The following is a 20,910-nucleotide window of genomic DNA, read 5'->3' on the forward strand; positions in this document are numbered from 1 at the left end:
CTTTAATTTGGTGCGTCGGGCACGCCAATCGCACGATGACAATGCGCGCGGGCAGCACATGGACGGACGGCTAAGGCTTGCTCGCGCGCCCCTGTCGATTGAGCTTTCGCAGCCAGCGAAGGGCGACAGAATGCGCGCCGGGGTTTTCCGGCCGTGCCATGTGCGGCCGAACCCATGGCGGGTGGGCGCCCGGATCGTTGCCCGAAGGGGCGGCCATCGCCGGTCAGCGGTTCAGATAAGGCGCGGTCCGGGAGGCCGGCACGGTGGCCACGTCCTGCGGCGTCCCCGCCGCCACAATGCGGCCGCCAGCGCCTCCCGCGCCGGGGCCGAGGTCGATCACCCAGTCCGCCTGGGCGACCACACGCATCTCGTGCTCCACCACCACCACGGTGTGGCCCGCCTCGACCAGATCCCGCAACTGCGCCATCAGCTTGTCGACGTCCGAGGGATGCAGCCCGGTGGTGGGCTCGTCCAGCACATAAAGCGTGTGGCCGCGTTGTGCCCGCTGCAGTTCCGTCACCAGCTTGATGCGCTGGGCTTCGCCGCCGGAGAGCTCCGTGGCCGGCTGACCCAGGCGCAGGTACCCCAGCCCGATGCCTTGCAGCAGCCCCAGCGGGCGGGCGAGGGCAGGTTCATCCGCAAAGAAGGCCAGGGCCGCGTCGACGGTCATGCCCAGCACGTCCGCAATGCTGCGGTCGCGGTAGAGGACCTTCAGCGTGGCGGCGTTGTAGCGGGCACCGTGGCAGCCGGGGCAGGGCGCAAAGACGCTGGGCATGAAGAGCAGTTCGACGCTGACAAAACCTTCGCCCTCGCAGGTCTCGCAGCGGCCCTTGGCCACGTTGAAGGAAAACCGCCCGGCATCGAAGCGGCGCGCACGGGCCGCCGGTGTGGCGGCGAAGAGCTTGCGCACGTGGTCGAACAAGCCCGTGTAGGTGGCGAGGTTGGACCGGGGTGTGCGGCCGATCGGTTTCTGGTCGACCTGGACCAGCCGGCGAATCGTCTCCGCGCCTGTAGCAATGCGCCCGCCGGTGGCGGCAGACAATTCGTCCTCGGCCTCCTCATCGTCCTGCGCCGCCGTGGGTTCCTGGCCCAGGTGTTCTGCCACCAGATCCACCAGCGCGCGGCTGACCAGCGACGACTTGCCGGAGCCGGAGACACCCGTCACTGCGGTAAAAACGCCCAAGGGGAACTCGGCGTCAAGACCGGCTAGATTGTTTTGGGTGATGCCTTCAAGCCGCAGCCAGCCTTTGGGCTGGCGCCGTTGGAGCAATGGCGAAGCGTCGCCATCAGCATCGGGCTCGGATTCATTGCCTGGCTCGCTCTGCGGGAACAGATAGGCGGCCGTGCGCGATTCCACCACGCCCGCCAGGCCTTCCACCGGACCGCTGTAGAGCACCCGCCCACCCAGTTCACCGGCTGCGGGCCCCACATCCACGATCCAGTCCGCCGCGCGCATCAGATTCAGGTCGTGCTCCACCACATAGACCGAGTTGCCCGCCGCCTTCAGCTGGCGCAACGCATCGAGCAGGGATTCACCATCGGCGGGATGCAGGCCGGCGGACGGTTCGTCCAGCACATAGACCACGCCGAACAGGTTGGAGCAGATCTGCGTGGCCAACCGCAAGCGCTGCAGCTCGCCAGGAGAGACCGTGGGCGTGGACCGGTCCAGCGAGAGATGGCCCAGGCCCAGCGTCAACAGCGGGCCCAGACGCATCAGCACGTCGTCCACCAGGCGCTCGGCCGCCAGGCGCTTTTCTTCACTCAGCTCGGCGGGCTTGGCCCGACGTAGCCGCTGCGCGAGATCTGCCAGGGGTAACTGGGCGAGCGTGCCGATGTCGAGACCGTCGAACGTGACCGCCAGGGCCTCGCGCTTGAGCCGCTTGCCATCGCATTCGGGGCAGGCGCCGCCGATCATGTAGCGGGAGACACGGCGCTTCATCAGCGCACTTTGCGTCGTGGCGAAGGTGTGCATCACGTAGCGCCTGGCGCTGCTGAAGGTGCCCTGGTAGCTGGGCTCCATCTTCTGGCGCAGGGCGTCCTTGGTCTCGGCGGGCGTGAAGCCTGCATAGACCGGCACGGTGGGCTGCTCTTCCGTGAAGAGGATCCAGTCACGTGTCTTGCGCGGCAGCTGCCGCCACGGCTTGTCCACATCGATGCCCAGCGTGACCAGGATGTCCCGCAGGTTCTGCCCGTGCCACGCGGGAGGCCACGCGGCCACGGCACGTTCGCGGATGGTCAGGCTGTCGTCCGGGACCATCGAGGCCTCGGTGACCTCATAGACACGGCCCAGCCCGTGGCAGTGCGGGCAGGCGCCCTGTGGGGTGTTGGGCGAGAAGTCCTCGGCATAGAGCATCGGCTGCCGAGGCGGATAGTGGCCCGCCCGCGAATACAGCATGCGCAGCAGGGAGGACAGGCCGGTGACGCTGCCCACGGAGGAGCGTGCATTGGGCGTGCCACGCTGCTGCTGCAGCGCCACCGCCGGTGGCAGGCCGTTGATGGCGTCGACGGCGGGAACACCCACCTGGTCGATCAGCCGGCGGGCATACGGCGCCACGGATTCGAAATAGCGACGCTGGGCCTCGGCGTAGATGGTGCCGAACGCCAGCGAGGACTTGCCGGAGCCGGAGACACCGCTGAAGACCACCAGCGCGTCCCGCGGGACGTCCACATCCACGTTTTTCAGGTTGTGCTCGCGGGCCCCGCGCACCTGGACAAACGGGCTGCGGTGAGCAGGGGGCTCGATGGGGCGAGAGGTCTGGCGGTTGGAGCGTGACGGCAAAACGGCACCTTCAAGTGGACAATTCCAAAATATCCATTCATGGAATAGCGCTTGAAGAGCAAGGCGGATGCCCGAGGGATACCCGCGCTGCATACCCAGGCTGCATCGGCCCGCTGCATAAGCCGGGTGGATCCGTGCTCAGGGGCTTGCAGCCGAGAGGCTGTTGACCGGCAGCCAGATCCGGAAGGTGGTGCCTTGCCCCACCTCACTGGCCACCTCGATCCGACCCGCATGCTTCTGAATGATCGAGAACGAGAGTGATAACCCCAGCCCGGTGCCCTGGCCCACTGGCTTGGTGGTGAAGAACGGTTCGAAGATTCGCCGCTTCACGTCCTCGGCCATGCCCACGCCTGTGTCCGCCACCTCCACACAGACCCATCCTCCTTCTGCCCGCGTGCGCAGCGTGATCTCCCCGCGCTCGGGAATGGCGTGCGCGGCATTGACGATGAGGTTCATGAACACCTGGTTGAGCTGCGCCGCGATGCAGCGGACCGGTGGCAGCACGCCGTAATCCTTATGGACGACGGCCTTGTACTTCACCTCGTTCATCACCACGTTGAGCGTGGAGTCCAGGCCGGCGTTCAGGTCCGCTTCCTGCCATTCGGCGTGATCGACGCGGGAGAAGTCCTTCAGGTCCTGGACGATCTTCTTGACTCGAATCAGCCCGTCCTCGCTTTCACTGAGCAGTTGCGGAAGATCCGACTTCACGAAGGCCAGGTCGATACGCCGATCCAATGAGGCCAGCGCCTCGGCCACAGGGCCGGGGAGGGCGCCGGGGGCCTGCGCCTGCATCACGTCAATCAGCGCGAACATCGGTTCCACATACCCCCGCAGGGTGCCCAGGTTGGAGTTCACGAAGCCCACCGGGTTGTTGATCTCGTGCGCCACCCCAGCCGCCAACTGGCCAATCGAAGCCATCTTCTCGGATTGCAGCAGCTGGTTCTGCGCCTCCTCCAATCGCGTGTTGGTCTGCTTGATGCGCCGGTAGTTGTCCTCCAACTGCATCTGGACCTCGCGCTCCTCGGTGCGGTCCTGCATCAGCCACCAGGTCTTGGCCAGTCGGTCATGCGGGTTGGCGACGTAGGCAATCATCTCCACCCACAAGGGCCGTCCCTTGGCGGACACCATCGCCATCTCATGCTGCAGCGATTCCCCCCGTGTCAGCACCGGATAGGCCACCGTGCCCAGGGTCTGAAACGCCTCGTCGCTGGGAAAAAACCGGCGCGTCGGCTGCCCGGAGGCCGATTCGCCGTCCAGTTCGAAGATCTCCGAGAACTTGCGGTTCCCGCGCACGATACGGTGGTTGATGGTGGTGACGATGCCGACCGAGGCTTTTTCAAGAAAAGCTTCCAGTTCGTGGTGGGTCACCAGTAGTTCGGCGGTCCGTTCAGCCACCACTTCTTCCAGTTGGTCGCGGTGCCGGCGAAGTTCCTCCTCGGCCCGCCGGCGCCGTGTCACGTCCTGGAGGGTTTCGATGGCGCCAACCACGGCACCATTCACATCCAGCAGCGGTGCCGCGGTGAAATACAACCAGCGGCCGCCCTCATTCATGCGCGGGTAGAACGACTCCACTTCGTAGGCGTTGTCCACCACTTCGGAGCGCCGGCACAGCCCCCCATACAGTGCTTCACGCTGGGCGTCGATGGTGCCGTCGATGATGAGGTCGGCCAGCAGCGCGCGCTTGTCCGGGTAGAAGGCCTTCCAGGCGTCGTCCCGCCCCAGCATGTCGATGCTGTTGCAGCCGGTCAGTTGGGCGCAGGCGGCATTCCAGTGCGTCACCCGGTGCTGCGCATCCACCACGAAACTCGCCACCGGGCTGTTCTCGATGATCTGGTTCAGCACGCGGCCGATATCGAGCAGGCTGGTCTGCACATGCTGGATGTCGCTCAGGTCCTGCACGGTGAGCACGTTGACCAGGCCCCCGCCATGCTCCATGGGCCTGGCGCTGAGCTCCAGCGTGCGGATGCTGCCGCTCGCGGTCAGTGCCTCGATTTCCACCGTGGGGGCCAGGCCGCGTTGGGCCAGCGCTTGCAGGCCGTAGTCACGCAGCTTGTGGCGGCATTCGCTGGTGGCCCAGCCGTTGAAGGCCATGCAGGAGAGGGATTCGGCGTCATACCCCAGCAGGCGAAGCAGCGGGGTGTTGGCAAAGAGAATGGCCTGGTGGTCGTGCACCAGCAAGGGCGTGGAGACCGCTTCCCAGGCCATCTTCACCGCCTCCGAGAGCGACGGCCAGACGCGGACCTGCGGCCCTGAGGGCGCCGTTCTCATGACCGTGCGTCGTCCGGATCCTCCAGGATGAAGGAGCCATCCTCCGCCCAATTGACATGGGTGATCCCGGGCTCCATGCGCTCCAGCCGGCGCAGCTCCGCCTCATGGGCGTTGAGCTGCCCCTGCTGGGTGCGGACGATGTCGGCCAGGCGCCGGCTCTCCAGGGTCAGTTCACGCACCTTCAAAACTTCACGCACGGCGCTGAGCAGCTCGTAATCCGTCCAGGGCTTGGCAATGAACCGGGTGATGCCGGCCTCATTCACGGCACGAATCAGCCCGTTCAAATCGGTGTAACCCGACAGGATGATGCGCTGGCAATCGGGTTGCAGACGCCGCAGTGCACTGAGGAAGTCCACCCCATTCATCTCCGGCATCCGGTAATCCGAGATGGCAAGTGCGTAGACGTGGACGCTGGCATGTTCCAGCGCCAGTTCGCCGCTGGCGCACTCGTCGACCAGGTAGCGCTGGCCGTTGCCATCCACCAGGCCTTGCCGCAACAGCCGTTGCAGCGCATGAAGAATGCCTGGCTCGTCGTCGACGACGAGGATGCGCTCGGTCATGGGAAGCCTCCTTGTCGGGGTGCTGCCACCCCGGGTGGGTCAAGTGCGTGCTTTGTCTTCGGGTCGAACGATGAAGATGGTCATCCTGGCGCCCTCGCGCCCGGCGAACTCGCGGATCTGCTTGACCATCCGCGCGTCGAAGACGAAACCAGCGGCGAGCAGGAGCGTGCCCTTGGGCGTCAGCAGGTCTCGCGCCAGCACCATGCCGGGTTCGACGCCGGCCGGGCTGACCTGCTGGTCCCGCGGCACGTCTTCGGGCTTGTCTTCCAGCGCCAGCAGGAACGCCTTCACCACGTCCGAGTCATACCGGGTGCCTGCGCCACCGCGTACGAGGGTCAGCGCCTGCACGAGAGAGTGGGCCTCTTCGGACAGCCGGCCGGACAGGGCCGCGTGATAGTCACTGGAGATGCTCAGCGCCTGTGCCGCCAGCGGAATGGCGTTGCCGATCAGTCCATCGGGGAAGCCCTTGCCGTCCAGCCGTTCATGCTGGCTGCGCACCAGGCGGGCCACATCCTGCAACTGCGCCAGCGGTAGCAAGGCCGCCTCCGCATTCAGTGTGTGGCGACGGTAGCGGGACGTCTCGTCGGCATTCATCAGCGAGGCGGGCTTGCGCAGCAACGAATCCGGGAAGCCGATCTTGCCGATCTCGTGCAGCAGGCCGGCGCTGTGCACGTCTTCTTCCTGCTGGGGGCCGAGCCCGAGCCGGCGCACCGTGCGCCGCGCCAGATCAGCCACCTGGCGGGAGTAGCCCGCGAGCCCGCCCTCGCGGAGTTCCAGCAAGCCGGAGAACACCTGGATCGACAACAGGAAGTTGTCCTTCACCTGTTGGACGGACTGGGCCAGTTTGGCGTTGCTCTGCTCCAGCTCGCGCGTGCGTTCCAGAACCCGGCTGGAGAGGTCGGTGTTGAGCCGCTGCAGTTCCTCGTTCTGGGATGTTGTCAGGCTCAACAGGGCGCGGTTCTCAAGCTCGAGGCGACGGCGCGCGAGTGCATCGTCAATGGCTGTGAGCAGTTCCTGGTCGTCCCAGGGCTTGGCAATGTGGCGCTGAATCTGCCCCCGGTTGACGGCAGCGACCGTGGCCTGGATGTCTGCATAGCCGGTCAACAGGATGCGGCCCACCAGGGGCCATCGCGTGCGGACCTGCTCCAGGAATTCCGCGCCGTCCATTTCGGGCATGCGCATGTCGGAAACCACCAGGTCCACCGGCTCCTGTGCCAGCTGTTGCAGGGCCTCGGCGCCGCTGGTGGCCAGCAACACCCGATAACCTTGAGGATGAACCAGCCGCCGCAGTGAACTGAGGATGGAGGGCTCGTCGTCGACGAAAAGAACGGTCGGGTGGTCTGTTTCCGCTGTCATGGAGAGGTGGCGTTGGGAAGCAGGTCAGTGCTGGCTACGCTACCTCTGTGACGGACGGATGTAAAGAAGCCGATATTCAGCGCGACTGGCGGCGTTGGTCGCGCAGCATGAAGAGATAGAGCCCCTCGACCTTTTCTCTTGCCCACGGGGTCTTGCGCAGGAATTTGAGGCTGGATGAGATGCTGGGGTCGCTGGCGAAACAGCGTACGGGGATGCGGTCTGCCAAGCCAGGCCAGCCATAGGTGGCCACCAGGGCATTCAGCATGTCTTCCAACCGTACGCCGTGCAGGAGGTTGCGCGGCTGAGTGGGAGGCGCTGAAGCAGGAGGCGCAGCGGGGGGAGGGGCAGAGGGACGATCGGACATGCGGCATTATCGGCCGCTTCCCTCAGGCGGCCGCAAGCGGGCTTGCAAACGCAGCAGCAGTTCCGCAGGCGCTTGCCGCTGGCGCTCGGCGGCAATGACGAGGTGGTCGACCAGGCTGCGCATCGTTTTGGCCTCGACGACGCCGGCCGGTGAGCCGTCGGGCGACAGGGCCTGATAGTCGCCTTGTGCCGCCCCGAAGCCGGGCGGCGCCTCAGCGCGAACACTTGCTCGTACCACTGACCACTCGGGTGCTTGCACCACCAGCACCTCGCGCCCGGTGGCCCCGCAGTCATGGCAATCGGGCAGCGCCAGGCAGAAGTCGGGCATGGGCTTGTCCTGCACGCCTGCATGTGCAAAACACAGGCAGCCCGGTGGCGCCGCCGGGCTCAGCAGCGCTGAGGCCAGCATCGTCAGCGCGAGCATGAAGCCGTTATCCACGAACATAAGCCACCAAAATTAGCCACGAACGTTGACCACAGACGTCAAACGCCCGCACCTGCACCAGCAGCGGGTCGGCCACGGCGACGCTGTGCAAGACCCAGGCCGAACAGGCCCGCCATCCACAGCACCATCGTGGCGGGTTCGGGGATGACGGAGGTGACAAACCCTCCGGCAGTCGCATTGGCAAAGCCGATCAGCTCCAGCTCGAAACCCAGCACAGCCAGGCCCGGCATAGTATTCGGGTCCTTGTCGCCACCGCCCACCAGCGCCGGGGTGACGCCCAGCACCGGCGTCAGGCGGGCCATCAGATCTGCGGTGGCCGTACCGCCTTCCACCACGTTGAACGTGTTGCTGAACGCGCCGTTGGTGAAGCGGACGAAGTCGGCACTGGCCACCGGGTCGTCGGTGTTGGGCGTGTTGGTGATGGACAGCTGCGAGTGGTAGGTGAGGTTGGCCTCGGTCACATTGGTGAAGTTGAGCGCAATGTCCAGCCCCAGTGCATCAACGGCGCTGCCGACCTGGGTGGCGCCGTTGTGATAGGTGAGCGTGCCCACCTTGAACAGATCACCGACCACCGGCGCGAACGCAGTCGCCGCAAAGCTCAACGAGCCGGGATCCCCCAACCCCCAGGAGACGGCCGAGGTGCCAATGCCCGAGCAGGTCGCGGGTGGGCAGGTCGGGGAAGGGGACGCGAAGACGCCGCCCGAGTTTCCGACAGTGGCTGGTTTCATGTTCCAGCCCCAGCTGACGCCGTCGTGGACGGTGATGCTGTTGTTGCCGTCGTACTCCACCGCATAGAGGCTGGCATTCCAGGTCACGGGGTTGACGCTGGAGAGCGCGGTGGGCGGGCGCCGGGAGAAATCGCTGAACGAGACCGTCTTGCTGGTGGACTTGCCGGCCACTTCGGCCGTGGTCCAGTAGAACGGCAGGGTGTCGTCATTGGGGCGCGGGTCGATGTAAGGCGTGGACGTCCCGCCCGCAGGCTGGTTGGTATCGATCACCTGCACCCAATGGAGTTGATGGCCCGCGGCCACGGCATTGGTCTGGCTGTAGCTGGCGGTGAACATCGCACCGCCGCCGCCACCTTGCCAACCAGCCGTGTACGTGCCCGGGGTGACCACGCCGCCGGCCGCGTTGGCCAGGCTCACCGTCCAGCCGGGGTACTCGCCGGTGAGCAGCGCGGTGTTGAAGCTTGCGCTGCTGATCGTGGTCTGCGGCACCACCCGCACCACCGTATTGCCGTCTGGCGACAGCGCGTAGTCGGCGGCGCTGGCGGGCAGGGCGAAGACCAGCAGAAGCAGGCCATTCCACCCTTGTCGCCATCCTGATCGGTTGACGCAGTTCCACATGAGTCACTCCTGTTGCATATCGCTCAGGCAGTTAATCGGCGCGGTCCGGCGGTGTCAACGGCGGGGTCGCCGGTTTAAGTGGCAGTGGGTGGCACCTCCCCCTAACTTGGCCTCGATAGCGGCCCCGGGCGCCTGGCATCGGGAAGTTCTCTCTACAGGTGCTGGATATCGGCGGCGATTACCGATGAGCAGGCCTGCTCACCGCCAGGCCGAACCGCGTGAGCGGCTCTTGCTCGCCATGACGCCAAGCACGGCGGTCTTTACACGGCGTGCGCCGTGTTGCGGCCTCGATCTTGCGTTCCGTTCAGGGAACCACCATGTCTGACACCCACGCCCACCTCCCGTCCGAGACCACCGAAACGATCGCGACGCATGGGCGCGCCAGGATGGTGATGACGTGAACGAAATCACTCAGGGGCCGGACGGAACGGTGACTTACGAGTTGTTGTTCGTGACCCTTCATCAGGGTGCCAATTTCGTTTTTCCTTGCGATCCGAATGGCACCGTGGACCTGAATGACCTGACCGACAAGGCCAGGCACAACTACCTGCTCGCGCGGGCGCTGGTGGGGCGGGACTTTGCAGCGCCGCGTGTGGTGCTGCGGCGTGGACCTTGAGGGGCCTCTGCATCATTACCCCTGGATCACAAACTGCGACGATGCCCAGGCCCAGTTTTCCTGGTGATCGGCATACATGTCCATCCAGCTCTTCTGCAGGGCCTCTTCAATCGAGCAGGAGTCCAGCAGCCGGCGATAAAAGTGCGCCGAGTGCTCCCAGGCCACGTTTTCCATCACTGGCCAGGGATAACCGGAGAGCGCCGGCACATTGCGGGCACACAGCTGAACCACGAAGTCCCGGTGGGAGCTGGAGCAGCCGCTGAGGAAGACAAACCGCACCCCGTTGAGCCACGCAGCCATCTTGTTGATGCCCACCGCATGCGGGCTGGGCATGGCGCCGCGAGTGGCCGCCTTGCGTGGCACAAAGACATAGCCGAAACCATCCTCTTCCGTGCCCTCGAAATGCGAGTGGCCCGTGAAATGAACCAGGTCCCAGGGCCCCTCCTGCGTGAGCAGACGCTCCAGCACGGCTTCGAAGTGGCCCGCATGGGTCGCCTCGATTCGTTTGGCGTCATGGTGGTAGGTCACCGTTCGGACCACCCCCTGATCCATGGAAATGGACACCAGGCGACCGACCCGCCGAGGAATGGCCTGCACGATGGAGGTCGTGATGCTGTCGATTTCCTTGTCCGCATGCACAAGCGGATCCAGTGTGCGATGAAGACGCCCCGTTCCTCCTGGGATCGGGTTGGGCATGTCGGCCGCTCCGCCACAACGTGCATTGATCAGCAGGCAGTTCAGGGGGGCATTCGGGACACTGCTTTCAGCAAACAGCCTCTGGCCACTGAAGCTGAACTCCGGCAGCCGCCGCCACAGCGGCGCTGATTCCATCCAATACTTGCTGATGCCGCGCGCCGGGAACTGCAAGGCCTCGAACGGCAGCCGATAGAAGCTACGGTCCACGGAGAAACACAGTCCGACACGAATACCGGGGCTGGCCAAAGTCACGCCCTTCATCACCGTGAACTCTTCGAGCACCTCGGCATGCTCGCGAAACAGGGCGCGCGTCAGCTCCTCACCCACGCTGCGATAGGTGTCTATCCATTCCTTCAGGGAGGGCTGCACACCATCACTGATCGTCGGCATGCGGGCGAGCAGGTTTTTCAGGCGCGCAGGCTCGACGCTGAAGCGGACGTTGCTGTTCAGATCCACGGCGGTCCTGACCGATCGCACCTGATAGCCGCAATTGCCACTGGCATCCACCTGCACGTTGATGTAATAGCACGGTGGCCGCTCGGTCAGCGGTGTGGCCTTGCCCTCGACTTCATTGACCAGGCATCGCAGGGCATATTGGTAATCCCGTTCCAGGTCCCCGCTGGTATGGATCAGCGAGCAGACAGGCAGCTCCAGCGCCGCCTGCCTCAGCGCATGGTCGGCGGCGGCGGCGACCAGCAGGACCGGCACGGGCCTGCCATCCGTCCAGCGGGCGCGCATTTCTGTGGTCAGGGTCAGGCCGGCATGGGGGCCGCCGCCGGGAAGGTCGCTTTCCACCACCAGCATGTCCGGCGGTTCTGCTGCAGCCAAAGCGGTGCGCGCCGTCTCCATGTCGTGACAGACGCGCGCCGGCAGGAAGTGGGCCGGCACCATGCCAATGGCCCAGGCTTCCAGCTCCTCGGTCAGGTAGTCATTGCGATGAACGATGAGCAGGCTCATGGTGCCTCCCCGGAAAGTGAGCGTGGAAAGGAGAAGGAGAAGGTCGCGTGGTCACCATCGCGCTGCGCCTCGAATCGACCGCCATTGCGTGACACGATCTCGGCGAGTGTCTGGCTGCCCAGCGCGAGTTCAGCCACCGCCTGGCTTCCCCGGCAATTGGTCTCGAAGTCCGCCGCGCCGAGCGCGTCGGTCTGGCCGCCGATGTCCAGATGAACCCGATCGCTGTCCTGCCAGGTACGCATGTCAATGTGTCGAGCGGTGGCCGCCAGCCGCAAGAGATAGGCCACCACGGTGAGTACGCAATACCGGAGTTCAAAGGCATCCGCTCGCACCCAACCCTGTGGCGCCTCACTGACCTGGTTCACCGCCTGACGTTCCCGCTCGGGCAGGTCGCTCAGGGATTGGGTGATGACCTCGTCCAGGGGGAGCAGCGTCGGGAAGTGCGGGCCCGCCCGACCGCCTCGTTCGATCATCAGCATCCGGTCCAGCGACAGTTCTGCCTTCTGCAGCTGCTGGATGACCTTCTCCGGCAGGTCCTGGCTGGTGGAAGCGGTCTGCTGCGCGAAGCGTCGCAACCAGGTGATGGCCAGCGACATCGGTGTCTTGACCTGGCCGCTGATCTCGCGGAAGAGGTCACGCGCCAGCTCCAGTTCGTCCGCCCGCACGAAGCTGGAAAGGTCGCTGGCGATGAATACCCGTCCGGGGTTGTCCTCCGGCAGCATGGCCACCGACAGCAGCACCTGGACGGCTTCCAGGGCACCGTCTGAGCCAGGCCGCTGCATGAGCGCACCGTGGTTGACGAAGGCATCGCCCTCCAGCACCACCGCGGCGCGCTTCGCGTCGTGGAAGTAGGCGCCGATGGGGCTGCCGATCAGGTCCGTTTTCTTCTTGCGCAACAGCTCGGCGGCGGCCTCATTGGCATCCACAATGATGTTGCCCGGATCAACAAGAAGGATGGCGTCCTTGGCGTTGTCGACCACCGCCTTGCGGTAGTTGTAGTCCTGCGTGCGGCGGAGCAGGGCCTCCAGCGAGGTGGCCACTTTCTCCAGGCTGTGCTGGTCCTCCGGACAGAAGGCCTGCATCTTCTCGTCCTCGACGTTCAGCAGCCAGTGAGCGTCCTCGCCGATCGGCACGCAGAGCTCAGACCGGGTGACGGTCTTGCGATGGGTGAGAAAGATGTCCTTGTAGGTCGGATCGGTGGCGACATCGGTGATAAGGGCGGGCTTGCGCGTCTTGTGGACGCTGCCGATGACGCCGCGGCCGATGTCGACCTCGAACAGCTCCGACATCAGCCCCGGGGTCTTGGCGGTCTGGGCAATCATGCGGATCTTGCCCTGGGATTCATCCACCCGGTGAATGGAGACATAGTCCCAGCCATAGTGCTCGGCGATGCGCTTCACCACCGTTTGAGCCACGCGCTGCACGGTGTCGTAGGCGCCGGCGATGTCGTGGATGAGATGGATCAGGAAGTTGAGGTCGCTTTCGGTGTCGTTGCGTTGGGCGACGCTGACCGCCTCGGTCAGCGGCAGGCGCTCGGCGATGTTCACCTCTCGCCGATCGAAGGGCGCCCAGTTCTTGCGGCACAGCACCACACTCGCCACCTGGCCGTTGTCATGGAACACCGGCAGGCTCAGCGTCCCCGTGTAGCCCTGATCCAGGAATTGCTGGATGGCTTCGTCCGGCGGCAGCCCCTGGCGGCGCTGCTCCGCATACCAGGCCGGCAGATCATTGATCACCAGCGGTGCTCTGCTCTCCAGCAGATGACGCATGGCGTGTGGGATGTGCCACCAGCGATAGCTGCGTTGCTCGGTGATGCAGTCCGGATAGATGGTGCGCAAGTGGGTGCGTGACTTGTTGAGCCGCAGCACCTGGAGCAGGTCGAAGGCGACCAGCGGCTGCAGGACCGCAGAGACTGCATCGATGAGGTCCTTGGTGCGGGAGATGTTTTCCACATGGGTGACCATCTGCTGGGTGGCCTTGTCCAGCGTGAGATCGCGCACCAGTGCCAGGGTGCCCTGGACTTCGCCATCATCGGCCGTTTCGGGGAAAGCCGTGATGGAGATCGGCACGCGGGCGTTGTCGCGCTGGCGTTTGAGTTCGACCTCGTATTCATCGCCCTCCCGCAGCTCGATGCGTCGGCGCAGGCCGTCCAGCACGGCGTCCAGATCCGCACCGTCAAAGAGATCCACCACGGTGACGCCCTCCCAGTCGTCCAGCCCCGAAATCGCCAACATCGTTCGGTTGGCGTAGGTCAGCCGCCCCAGGCGATCCACCCGCGCGATGCCCAGGGGCACCTGGTCCATGGCGGACAGAGGCAGATCCATGCGCAGGCGAGGGGCTCGTGGGGGCGACAGATCCGCAAGCAGGTCGTCGCGAAGGCGCGGCTGCGCAAAGCCCAGGGTCATGGGCGGCGGGTGCATGTCTGCGGAACGGCTGAACGCCAGGTCAGGATCCGGCATCGGTAACTTCATGGTGGACCTCCAGTCGAGCCAGGGGATCGGCGTAGACCGTGTAGGCCAGCCAGCTCAGGGGATCGCCCGGCCGCCCCCCGGTACGCTGATCGCGTGCCTGGCGCCGAGCCTGGAGGGCTGCCGCGCCGATCGGCAACCCGAGCTGGAGTCCGTCATACAGGGCGGTGGCGAAGGCGTGTGCCGCCTCGTCATACACCGACCAATACGTGCCAATGAACACCGCCGCGCCGTGGCGCTCGCGGTTGGGACGGATGAACCGATGGGCCCAGCCGCCCACGCCAGTGAGCCCCGCGCCACCCAGCGCGCTTTGGCAGGCGTTGAAGAAGATGAAGGGGCGTGGAAGCAGGGCGTTTTCCACCGTGCCGGCGAACAGGCTCGCCGTCATGGTTTCGTTGCCCTCCAGGCGCAAGGCGGCCCGGTCGCCCTGTTGCAGCGCGCCCGCATTGGCGTGTCCGCAGAAGTGCCAGGCGTCGAAGGCACCCGATTCCAGCGCACGGGTCAGCGGCAGGTATCGCGGGGTGACCTCGGTCACCAGACGGCCGTTTTTCGCCAGTGCGAGGTAGTAGTCGCGTTCCCGGCTGGCGGTGTCCAGCCTGCTGTCGCTCGGCACCACCAACGCACAACGGGAGAGGCGGAAGGTGCTCGGCGCGGGACCACCGTGCAGCCATCGGGTCATGGCGAAGGCCTCGGCCAGGAAGGGGCCTTCGACCGTGCGGCCGTTGGCGTCTTCCCGGACCAGGCGACAGGCTTCCCAGGGGATCCAGCCATCATCCGAACAGACCTGGAGGGTGAGCGTTCCGGTACCTTGATGCTTCCAGAGCAGTGCCTGAAGGGGCTCCGGGATCAGTCGGCTGAAGAGGTCCGCCCCCCAGCTCTGAAGTTGCCGCAAGGCCTTTTCCGCAGCTTCCTGCTTGCCGATGGTCAGACCCTCGATCGCACCCACGAACTCGCGCATGCGGGTGGGGAGGTCGTGGAGGGCCACTGCGGGGAAGTCCTCCACGCCGCCACCGGCGGTGCGCAACTGGAAGCGCAACCCCGTGGCGGATTCCATCACCAGCAGGCGCAGATCCGGCTGAGGATCGACGCTGGGCGCGGGCAGGGGCAGGACTTCCTGAATCTGGACCTGATTCGGCGGGGACGCCTCGTAGGGCAGCACCACATTGACGCCCAGCACCATGCGGGCCACCGAGATGCCGTTGCGGAACGCAAACGCCTTGATTCGGGCCGGGCCGACTTCCAGCGTCCGGAAGTCAAAGCTGACCGCCCGGAAGGTTTCCGTGGCCGGCACGCCCAGCGGGACGGAATTTCCGTTCACCGGCTGCAGGCGGGCATCGCCCTGAACCGTGATTTCGAGGGGCTCGCCCGGGTGCAGATCGATGTCGCCGATGGTGGCCTGAGCGCGCTCCAGGCGGTCCAGTGCAATCACCAGTGTGACCGTATCCCCGACACGGACCTGGGCGGGGATGGAGGCGTCCAGCCGATGCGGCGCCACGGGCGGCGCTTCATCCATGTCCAACGCAGCGTCCAGCAGGGCGTCGTCCGCCAGGTAGCGATCCGGCAGGTAGCGATCCGGCAGCGTCAACCGTCCACCCCGGGTGGTGGGGCGGCGAGTGGTGGTCACCCCCATCGGCACACCGTCCTCGTCCACCACCACGGCGCCGACGTCGCCGGCGGCCTCGTAGCGTTGGAGATCGTGCACCGGCGCCACTGGCGGCGGCAAGACACCCAGGCGCGGAAGGAGCCGACGGTCCGCACGCTGCTTGTTGTCGCCCAGGAAGGTGCGAAGGTCGTTTCGGCGCAAGGCTGCCTGTTGAAGCGCCCCTTGGTGCCACCAGCGCAGCAGGAACCAGGCCGCGGACGGCTGCGCATCCATGAGCGCCAGTGCGCCGGCATGCGTCAAGCCATCGTTCTCGGCCAACTCAATGACAAAGAAGTTTCGATCCAGGCTCAGCAGCGACTCGGGCTGAAGGGGCGCCAAGCGTTGGATCGGGTCAGGCCACATGCCGCATGCCCTCCACATAACGTGGGTCCAGGCGTTGGGCATCGGTGGATCCGGATTGCGCTTCGATGTGGCTGCGGAAGGTGCTCATCAGATCCGGCAGCGCGGCGAACAGCTGGCGCAGGTGGTCCCGCTTGAGGCCGGAGAGCCACGGGACGCGGCCGTACCAGGCAATGCTGTCCCAGAGGCGATCCAGATCGTCTTTCGCCATGGTGGCGGAGAACTTCTGAACGAGTGTTGGCGCACCTGGGTCGGGCCACGGTACCCGCGCGGTGGCGCGATAACAACCGTCCGGCAACTGCTGGTGGCGCCAGGCCATCAACAACTCCTCTACCGAGTCGGCGACGGCTTCGACGGCTTGCTCTACGGCCGGGTCCTGCGTAGAACGGTTCAAAAACAGTTGGCCGTCGCAAAAGGTTTCCCAGCGCTCATCGGCCGCATTCACGACGGGCAGCCCCAGCCCGTGGCGATGCGAGACGCCCTGTTCGTGTGGCTCGCTGATCCCGTGCAGCGACTGAAGGTCGGCATGCCCGTCCTGGTCGTGCAGCACCTTGGATAAAGCGCCGGCCACGCGGTCATTCAGCCCTTGGCGGTCGGCCCAGTCGCAGATCTCCTGGCGCGGCACGCGAATGTGCCCGGCGGCAAAGCCGTCAGTCAGGAAGTGGTCGGCAAAGGCATTGGTGTAGAGGGCTTGCCGCAGCCAGGGGTCGTCCGGGCCCTTGGCGCGTAGGGCGAGTTCCAGCGCAGTGCGGTGGTGGCGCACGTACGCCAGCTGGTTGTGCCAGCCGAAATGATCGACGTTGCGCAGGGCCAGCTCGACGTAGGACTTGGCGTTCCAGGCCAGGCGGATGTTGGCGTCGGGGTAGGGCGTAGCGTACTCGCCCACGCCGTCGAGACGCTGGTCGATCCAGTGGAGCTCCTCGGCAAAGAGGCGACGGATATCTGACAGGTCATTGCTCTCCCACAGCCAGGGGAGGCGGGACGGTCTTTCCTCGAAGAGCGCTTCGGGCGACTCATAGAAGTCTCCGGACAAGGCCACCAGTTCGCCGTACTGCAAGGACTCGCGTTCATCCTTGCGGGGAATGGACTTGAACAGCTCGGCATCCACGGCGACACCCTGGCGCGCCAGGCGCTCGACGGCTGCGGCCGCCCCGCAGCCGCCCAGCCAGGCATGCTCCCCCGCATTGAAGCGCTTTTGGGCGATGCGGCTGCCATTGGAGCCGGCGTGGGCAGTGAGGAAGAGAGAGAACGGATCGGCGAGCGGGGGCGAACCGTGAGCATCGGACGGCGTGGCGGACATCGGACCTCCCTTGCATGGCAGGGCCACGCAGTCTGATCACTTGGGGGTGCGGTGCACATCCCATGGAGTGATGAGGAGGGGCTGCGGTTCTAGGGGGGCGGGATGGAGCGCAGGGAGCGGGTGAAGTTGCCTCTGCGAATGCCGTCGATTTGGACGTACGTAGGAATAGGAAGGGTCATGACGTTGACGCACCGCCCGCAGGCCAGCAATACGGTTCACCTTCGAATCCCGCCGCCTTCATTTCTTCCGGCTTACCGAGGTAGGGATTGTTCTTCCAGTCCAGAGAGGCGAGATAAGCGGCAATATTTTCATCATCTTGTGTAGGCGTACTGATATAGCCTGGGTTGACGATTTCCCGGGGCAACGGGCGCCCCATCCGCGCAGACCGATCCTTGGGACACAATTCAATAAGCCGCTCGATGGTCTGGCGGCGCCAGGATTTAAACGCATCAGGCGCCCCGCAGACCCGCAGCGCTACCTCCGAGATGGTGACGGGCTGATGGATGAATGGTTTCGTATTTCTGGCGTGAGAAAATGCTTCTTCCAGAAAATAGACCGAGGCGGCAAGCGGGCTGCCGATATTTCGGTCATAGTCCTCTTCCCATGGCCTATCAATGAACGCATCCAAGTAGCGCCAATCAACAATACCAGCCCAGGCCGCATCAAGGAACTGAAAGACGCTGTCATCCGGCAGCATTTTGTGAAGGCGATAAAACGTCCACTCGATGGCACCCAGCGAAAAGGCGAGTGCGGCACGGTTGGACATGTCGCCAATTCGGTTGGCAATCCGGGGCTGCTGGAACAGCACTTCGTCGTCAGTCTCATTGTCCCAGTGATATTCCGGCTTGGTGAAAACCACGCCGGCTTCGACGATATGAGGGGGTGGGCGATGATTCATGCATGTTTCTCCCAAAGCTTATTCCTCCATTTTTGGGAGGTCGTGTTCTTTCTATGATTAACCTGCTTGCAGGGCGCCTTCTGCTTCTTCCTGTCTTCCGTGGGACCGTTACCCAGGAAAATTTCCAGCTGTCATTTGGCAGCGCAACCAAGGAACGCATGCAGGGGCGGCCTCGACAATCGGGCTGGCCGCTACTCCGTCGGCCGGGATTTCGTCCGGTACTGCGTCCCGGGCGCTACCCAGAACACGGCGCCAAACGGCGTCTCCTTCAGATTGACCGGCAGCTCTCGGGCGTCGAGCTCGGCACGGATCCCGTCCAGACCAGTCTCTGAAGACATCACGTAGCCTGCCTCCAGCACATCGCCGTAGTTCGCTTCGGTCTGGCCCACCGCCAGCTCTACCAGGTCCTCGACGGCGTCCACGCCCAGCTCCCAGATGTGGACATCCTCATCCGTGGCATAGGTCTTGATACGCCAGGCCTTGCCGTCAGCGGCGAAAAACTGAATGGTGTCGAACACCTCATCGGTGGCCGGCGCCTCAGTGTTGTTCAGGTAGCTGCTCTGAATGGACAGCTGGAAAAGGATCAATTGGGTCTGCGTGGACATCGCGGCATGCTACGACATCCCCTGTCGCATGAGCAGGGGACGACACCGAAGGGCAGGGTGATCCACCCCTGTTCCACCCCGCAAGCGCTGGCAACCAGATGTTGCCTCGGTGAGCTCGCCCGGGGGCCCCATCGCGATGGATGGCACTGTCCTTGAAGCATCCAAAGACGCTCCCTGGCCGCCCGCTGAGCAGCGCCTGCGCTCAGCCTCTCCGCCTCTCCGGCACCGCCGCCTCAGGTATGCAACTGGTTTCACACTGGTCTGCAACAAACCGGAAATATCCACAGAATCGCGCCAATTTCGGTACAGGGCCGGAACATCACCCGAGGAACGTCATGTCCAGATTCTCGAGAACTCTCCTTCGATGGCTGATGGCCATCGTCACGCTGGTGGGCCTGGCCTCTGCGGCCTTGGCCGCCGACTACACGCAGGGCGTGACCAGCAGCGGCAGCACGGCCGTCATCTGGTTCAAGTCGACCGTCGCCACCACCTGGGTGGACGCGCATTACCAGGTCAACAGCGGCCCGCAGCAGAACTTGCGCATGGGCTACAACGCGGCAAATGCCCGCTACGAGACGCCCGTCACGGGTGTGGCCAGCGGCAACACGTTGAGCTACTTCTTCACCTACAACAACGGCAACCCGGCCTACGACACGCCGCGCTTCAGCGCGACCATTGGCGGCACAGCCACGCCGCCGCCCGCCACCTCGGGCGCGGTGTGCTTTTACGAGAACGCCAATTACCTGGGCGCCTCGTTCTGCGCAGACGCCGACAGCAGTTGGGTGGGCTCCGCCTGGAATGACCGCATCTCGTCGGTCAAGATCCGCAGCGGCACATCCCTTCAGCTGTTCGACGACATCAACTACGGCGGCCGCACCATCACGCTGACCGCTGATGCGCCCAACCTGGGCAACAACAGCAGCTTCAACGACCTGGTCTCATCGTTCCGCATTCGCCAGACCGGCAGTGCCGTCGACCTGCCCGAGGGCAGCGGCGTGATGACGCTGAAGTTGGTCAACGGCACCAACGGCGCCTGGCAAGACCAACAGGTCTACTGGTCGATCATCGGCTACGACCCCGTGACCAAGGTGCTTTCGTATGTCGACAACACCGGCCGTCTGGTGCCTGCCTCCCTGGCCCACAACGACGGCGCGAACCACCTGACCAAGAACGGCCAGAACTATTCGAACTACTTCTACAAGCTGAACGAGATGCCCTGGGTGTCGATCCCCCGGATCGATTCCGGCCGCATGTTCATCAGCTTGGGTTCGCCGATGTTCATCAAGATCAACCAGGCTGGGGATGGCCGTCTGGGCTTTGCCGGCCCGGACATGAACAACACGAGCGACCCGAACCAGGACGTCAACTTCGAATGGATTGAGTTCACGGTCGACCAATGGGGCTATCACGGCAACACCACCCGGGTGGACCAGTTCGGCTTCCCGTTGCAGACCCGTCTGCTGGGTCGCGACGGCTATGACCGCACGCTGGGCGAGAACACCTCCCGCGCGAAGATCTTTGCGGACTTTGAAGCGATGGCGCAGCCCGAATTCCGATCACTGGTGCAGCGCCCGTACCGGATCGTGGCGCCCGCCAAGTCGGTGTTCAACCAGGGCCAGGCCTATGGCAACTACTTCGCGGCCTATGTGGACCAGGTCTGGGCCAACTACGCCACGACCGATCTGGTGTTCACCGCCGAAGCCGGCACCTTCCGGGGCCGCGTGATTGGCAATGACTTCGTATTCTCGAAGAACGGTGGCCCGCAAAACCTGTATATCCGCGGCAAACCCACCACGCAGGAAATCCTGGAAGGGTCAGGCCGCCTGGCCAGCGGCAGTGCCGACGAAAAGGTGGTGCAGGCGCAGATCACGGCTGCCTTCAATCGCCATCTGCTGATGCGCGTGGACCCGTCGCAATGGAGTACGGCATCGACGTACTACGGCGCCGGCCCGGCCAACTACTACTCGAAGTTCTGGCACGACCACAGCATCGACGGTCTGGCCTACGGCTTCTGCTATGACGACGTGCGCAGCCAGAGCACGTTGCTGGAGCATCCGACGCCGCGCGGGATGTTCATCACGGTCGGCTGGTAAGCCGAGCAGCAGGGGCCGCCGGGGGGCGGCCCCTCGTCTTGAAGCCGAACGCTGAGAGCGATCGTCAACCCCCGGGAGCCTCTACACAACTGTAATGCCCGCGGGATCGCAAGACCTACTCAGAGGCCCCCAAGGCTAGCCTTGAAAACCCGACGCAC

Annotated in this window: 15 protein-coding genes; 2 read left to right on the top strand and 13 right to left on the bottom strand. The window is 64.8% G+C overall.

Annotation, left to right across the window (positions count from 1 at the left end):
* Positions 1–223 precede the first annotated feature (223 nt).
* The 7 genes from BMY53_RS24365 to BMY53_RS24395 all read right to left on the bottom strand — a co-directional run bounded on the left by BMY53_RS24365 (position 224) and on the right by BMY53_RS24395 (position 9,117).
* Complete coding sequence (locus tag BMY53_RS24365; protein WP_404947906.1) at positions 224–2,779, bottom strand: excinuclease ABC subunit UvrA; 2,556 nt, start codon at positions 2,777–2,779, stop codon at positions 224–226.
* Positions 2,780–2,917: 138 nt separating this feature from the next.
* Positions 2,918–5,047, bottom strand: a complete 2,130-nt coding sequence (locus BMY53_RS24370; protein WP_092949631.1) for an ATP-binding protein — start codon at positions 5,045–5,047, stop codon at positions 2,918–2,920.
* Complete coding sequence (locus tag BMY53_RS24375; RefSeq protein WP_092949633.1) at positions 5,044–5,607, bottom strand: response regulator; 564 nt, start codon at positions 5,605–5,607, stop codon at positions 5,044–5,046. The genes BMY53_RS24370 and BMY53_RS24375 overlap by 4 nt, the downstream gene beginning before the upstream one ends.
* Positions 5,608–5,646: 39 nt before the next feature.
* Positions 5,647–6,963: a response regulator c-di-GMP phosphodiesterase, NosR family gene (locus tag BMY53_RS24380; protein WP_092949635.1), complete on the bottom strand. Its 1,317-nt coding sequence runs from the start codon at positions 6,961–6,963 to the stop codon at positions 5,647–5,649.
* Between the two features lie 76 nt (positions 6,964–7,039).
* A complete protein-coding gene (locus BMY53_RS24385) occupies positions 7,040–7,327 on the bottom strand; it encodes a VF530 family protein (protein ID WP_092949637.1) in 288 nt (95 codons plus the stop codon).
* Positions 7,328–7,333: 6 nt separating this feature from the next.
* The gene (locus tag BMY53_RS24390) at positions 7,334–7,750 is read right to left on the bottom strand and encodes a hypothetical protein (protein ID WP_143074225.1); all 417 of its coding nucleotides are present in this window, start codon (positions 7,748–7,750) and stop codon (positions 7,334–7,336) included.
* Between the two features lie 59 nt (positions 7,751–7,809).
* Complete coding sequence (locus BMY53_RS24395; RefSeq protein ID WP_092949641.1) at positions 7,810–9,117, bottom strand: choice-of-anchor K domain-containing protein; 1,308 nt, start codon at positions 9,115–9,117, stop codon at positions 7,810–7,812.
* Positions 9,118–9,514: 397 nt separating this feature from the next.
* Here BMY53_RS24395 and BMY53_RS24400 point away from each other — a divergent pair, with 397 nt between their 5' ends.
* Positions 9,515–9,733 carry a hypothetical protein gene (locus tag BMY53_RS24400; RefSeq protein WP_255370366.1) on the top strand — a complete coding sequence of 73 codons (219 nt, stop codon included), beginning with the start codon at positions 9,515–9,517 and terminating at the stop codon, positions 9,731–9,733.
* A 15-nt stretch (positions 9,734–9,748) separates the two neighbouring features.
* Here the strand turns inward: BMY53_RS24400 and BMY53_RS24405 are convergent, their stop codons facing one another.
* The 6 genes from BMY53_RS24405 to BMY53_RS24430 form a co-directional block, all read right to left on the bottom strand.
* Positions 9,749–11,386, bottom strand: a complete 1,638-nt coding sequence (locus BMY53_RS24405; protein ID WP_092949643.1) for a CHAT domain-containing protein — start codon at positions 11,384–11,386, stop codon at positions 9,749–9,751.
* Positions 11,383–13,845 (bottom strand): GAF domain-containing protein, encoded by a 2,463-nt coding sequence (locus BMY53_RS24410; RefSeq protein WP_218151304.1) that lies wholly within the window; start codon positions 13,843–13,845, stop codon positions 11,383–11,385. The genes BMY53_RS24405 and BMY53_RS24410 overlap by 4 nt, the downstream gene beginning before the upstream one ends.
* On the bottom strand, positions 13,832–15,859 hold the full coding sequence (locus BMY53_RS24415) for a CHAT domain-containing protein (RefSeq protein WP_143074226.1): 2,028 nt from the start codon (positions 15,857–15,859) through the stop codon (positions 13,832–13,834). The genes BMY53_RS24410 and BMY53_RS24415 overlap by 14 nt, the downstream gene beginning before the upstream one ends.
* On the bottom strand, positions 15,849–17,156 hold the full coding sequence (locus tag BMY53_RS24420; RefSeq protein ID WP_092949649.1) for a hypothetical protein: 1,308 nt from the start codon (positions 17,154–17,156) through the stop codon (positions 15,849–15,851). Before BMY53_RS24420 ends, BMY53_RS24415 begins: the two co-directional genes overlap by 11 nt.
* 175 nt (positions 17,157–17,331) lie before the next feature.
* Complete coding sequence (locus tag BMY53_RS24425; protein WP_143074227.1) at positions 17,332–18,054, bottom strand: hypothetical protein; 723 nt, start codon at positions 18,052–18,054, stop codon at positions 17,332–17,334.
* A 191-nt stretch (positions 18,055–18,245) separates the two neighbouring features.
* Positions 18,246–18,659 carry a hypothetical protein gene (locus BMY53_RS24430; protein ID WP_092949653.1) on the bottom strand — a complete coding sequence of 138 codons (414 nt, stop codon included), beginning with the start codon at positions 18,657–18,659 and terminating at the stop codon, positions 18,246–18,248.
* Positions 18,660–18,994: 335 nt separating this feature from the next.
* Between BMY53_RS24430 and BMY53_RS24435 the strand changes: the two genes are divergently transcribed.
* On the top strand, positions 18,995–20,752 hold the full coding sequence (locus tag BMY53_RS24435) for a beta-1,3-glucanase family protein (RefSeq protein WP_177201040.1): 1,758 nt from the start codon (positions 18,995–18,997) through the stop codon (positions 20,750–20,752).
* Positions 20,753–20,910: the final 158 nt, after the last annotated feature.

The organism is Roseateles sp. YR242 (assembly GCF_900109745.1).
Taxonomy (GTDB): Bacteria; Pseudomonadota; Gammaproteobacteria; order Burkholderiales; family Burkholderiaceae_C; genus Roseateles.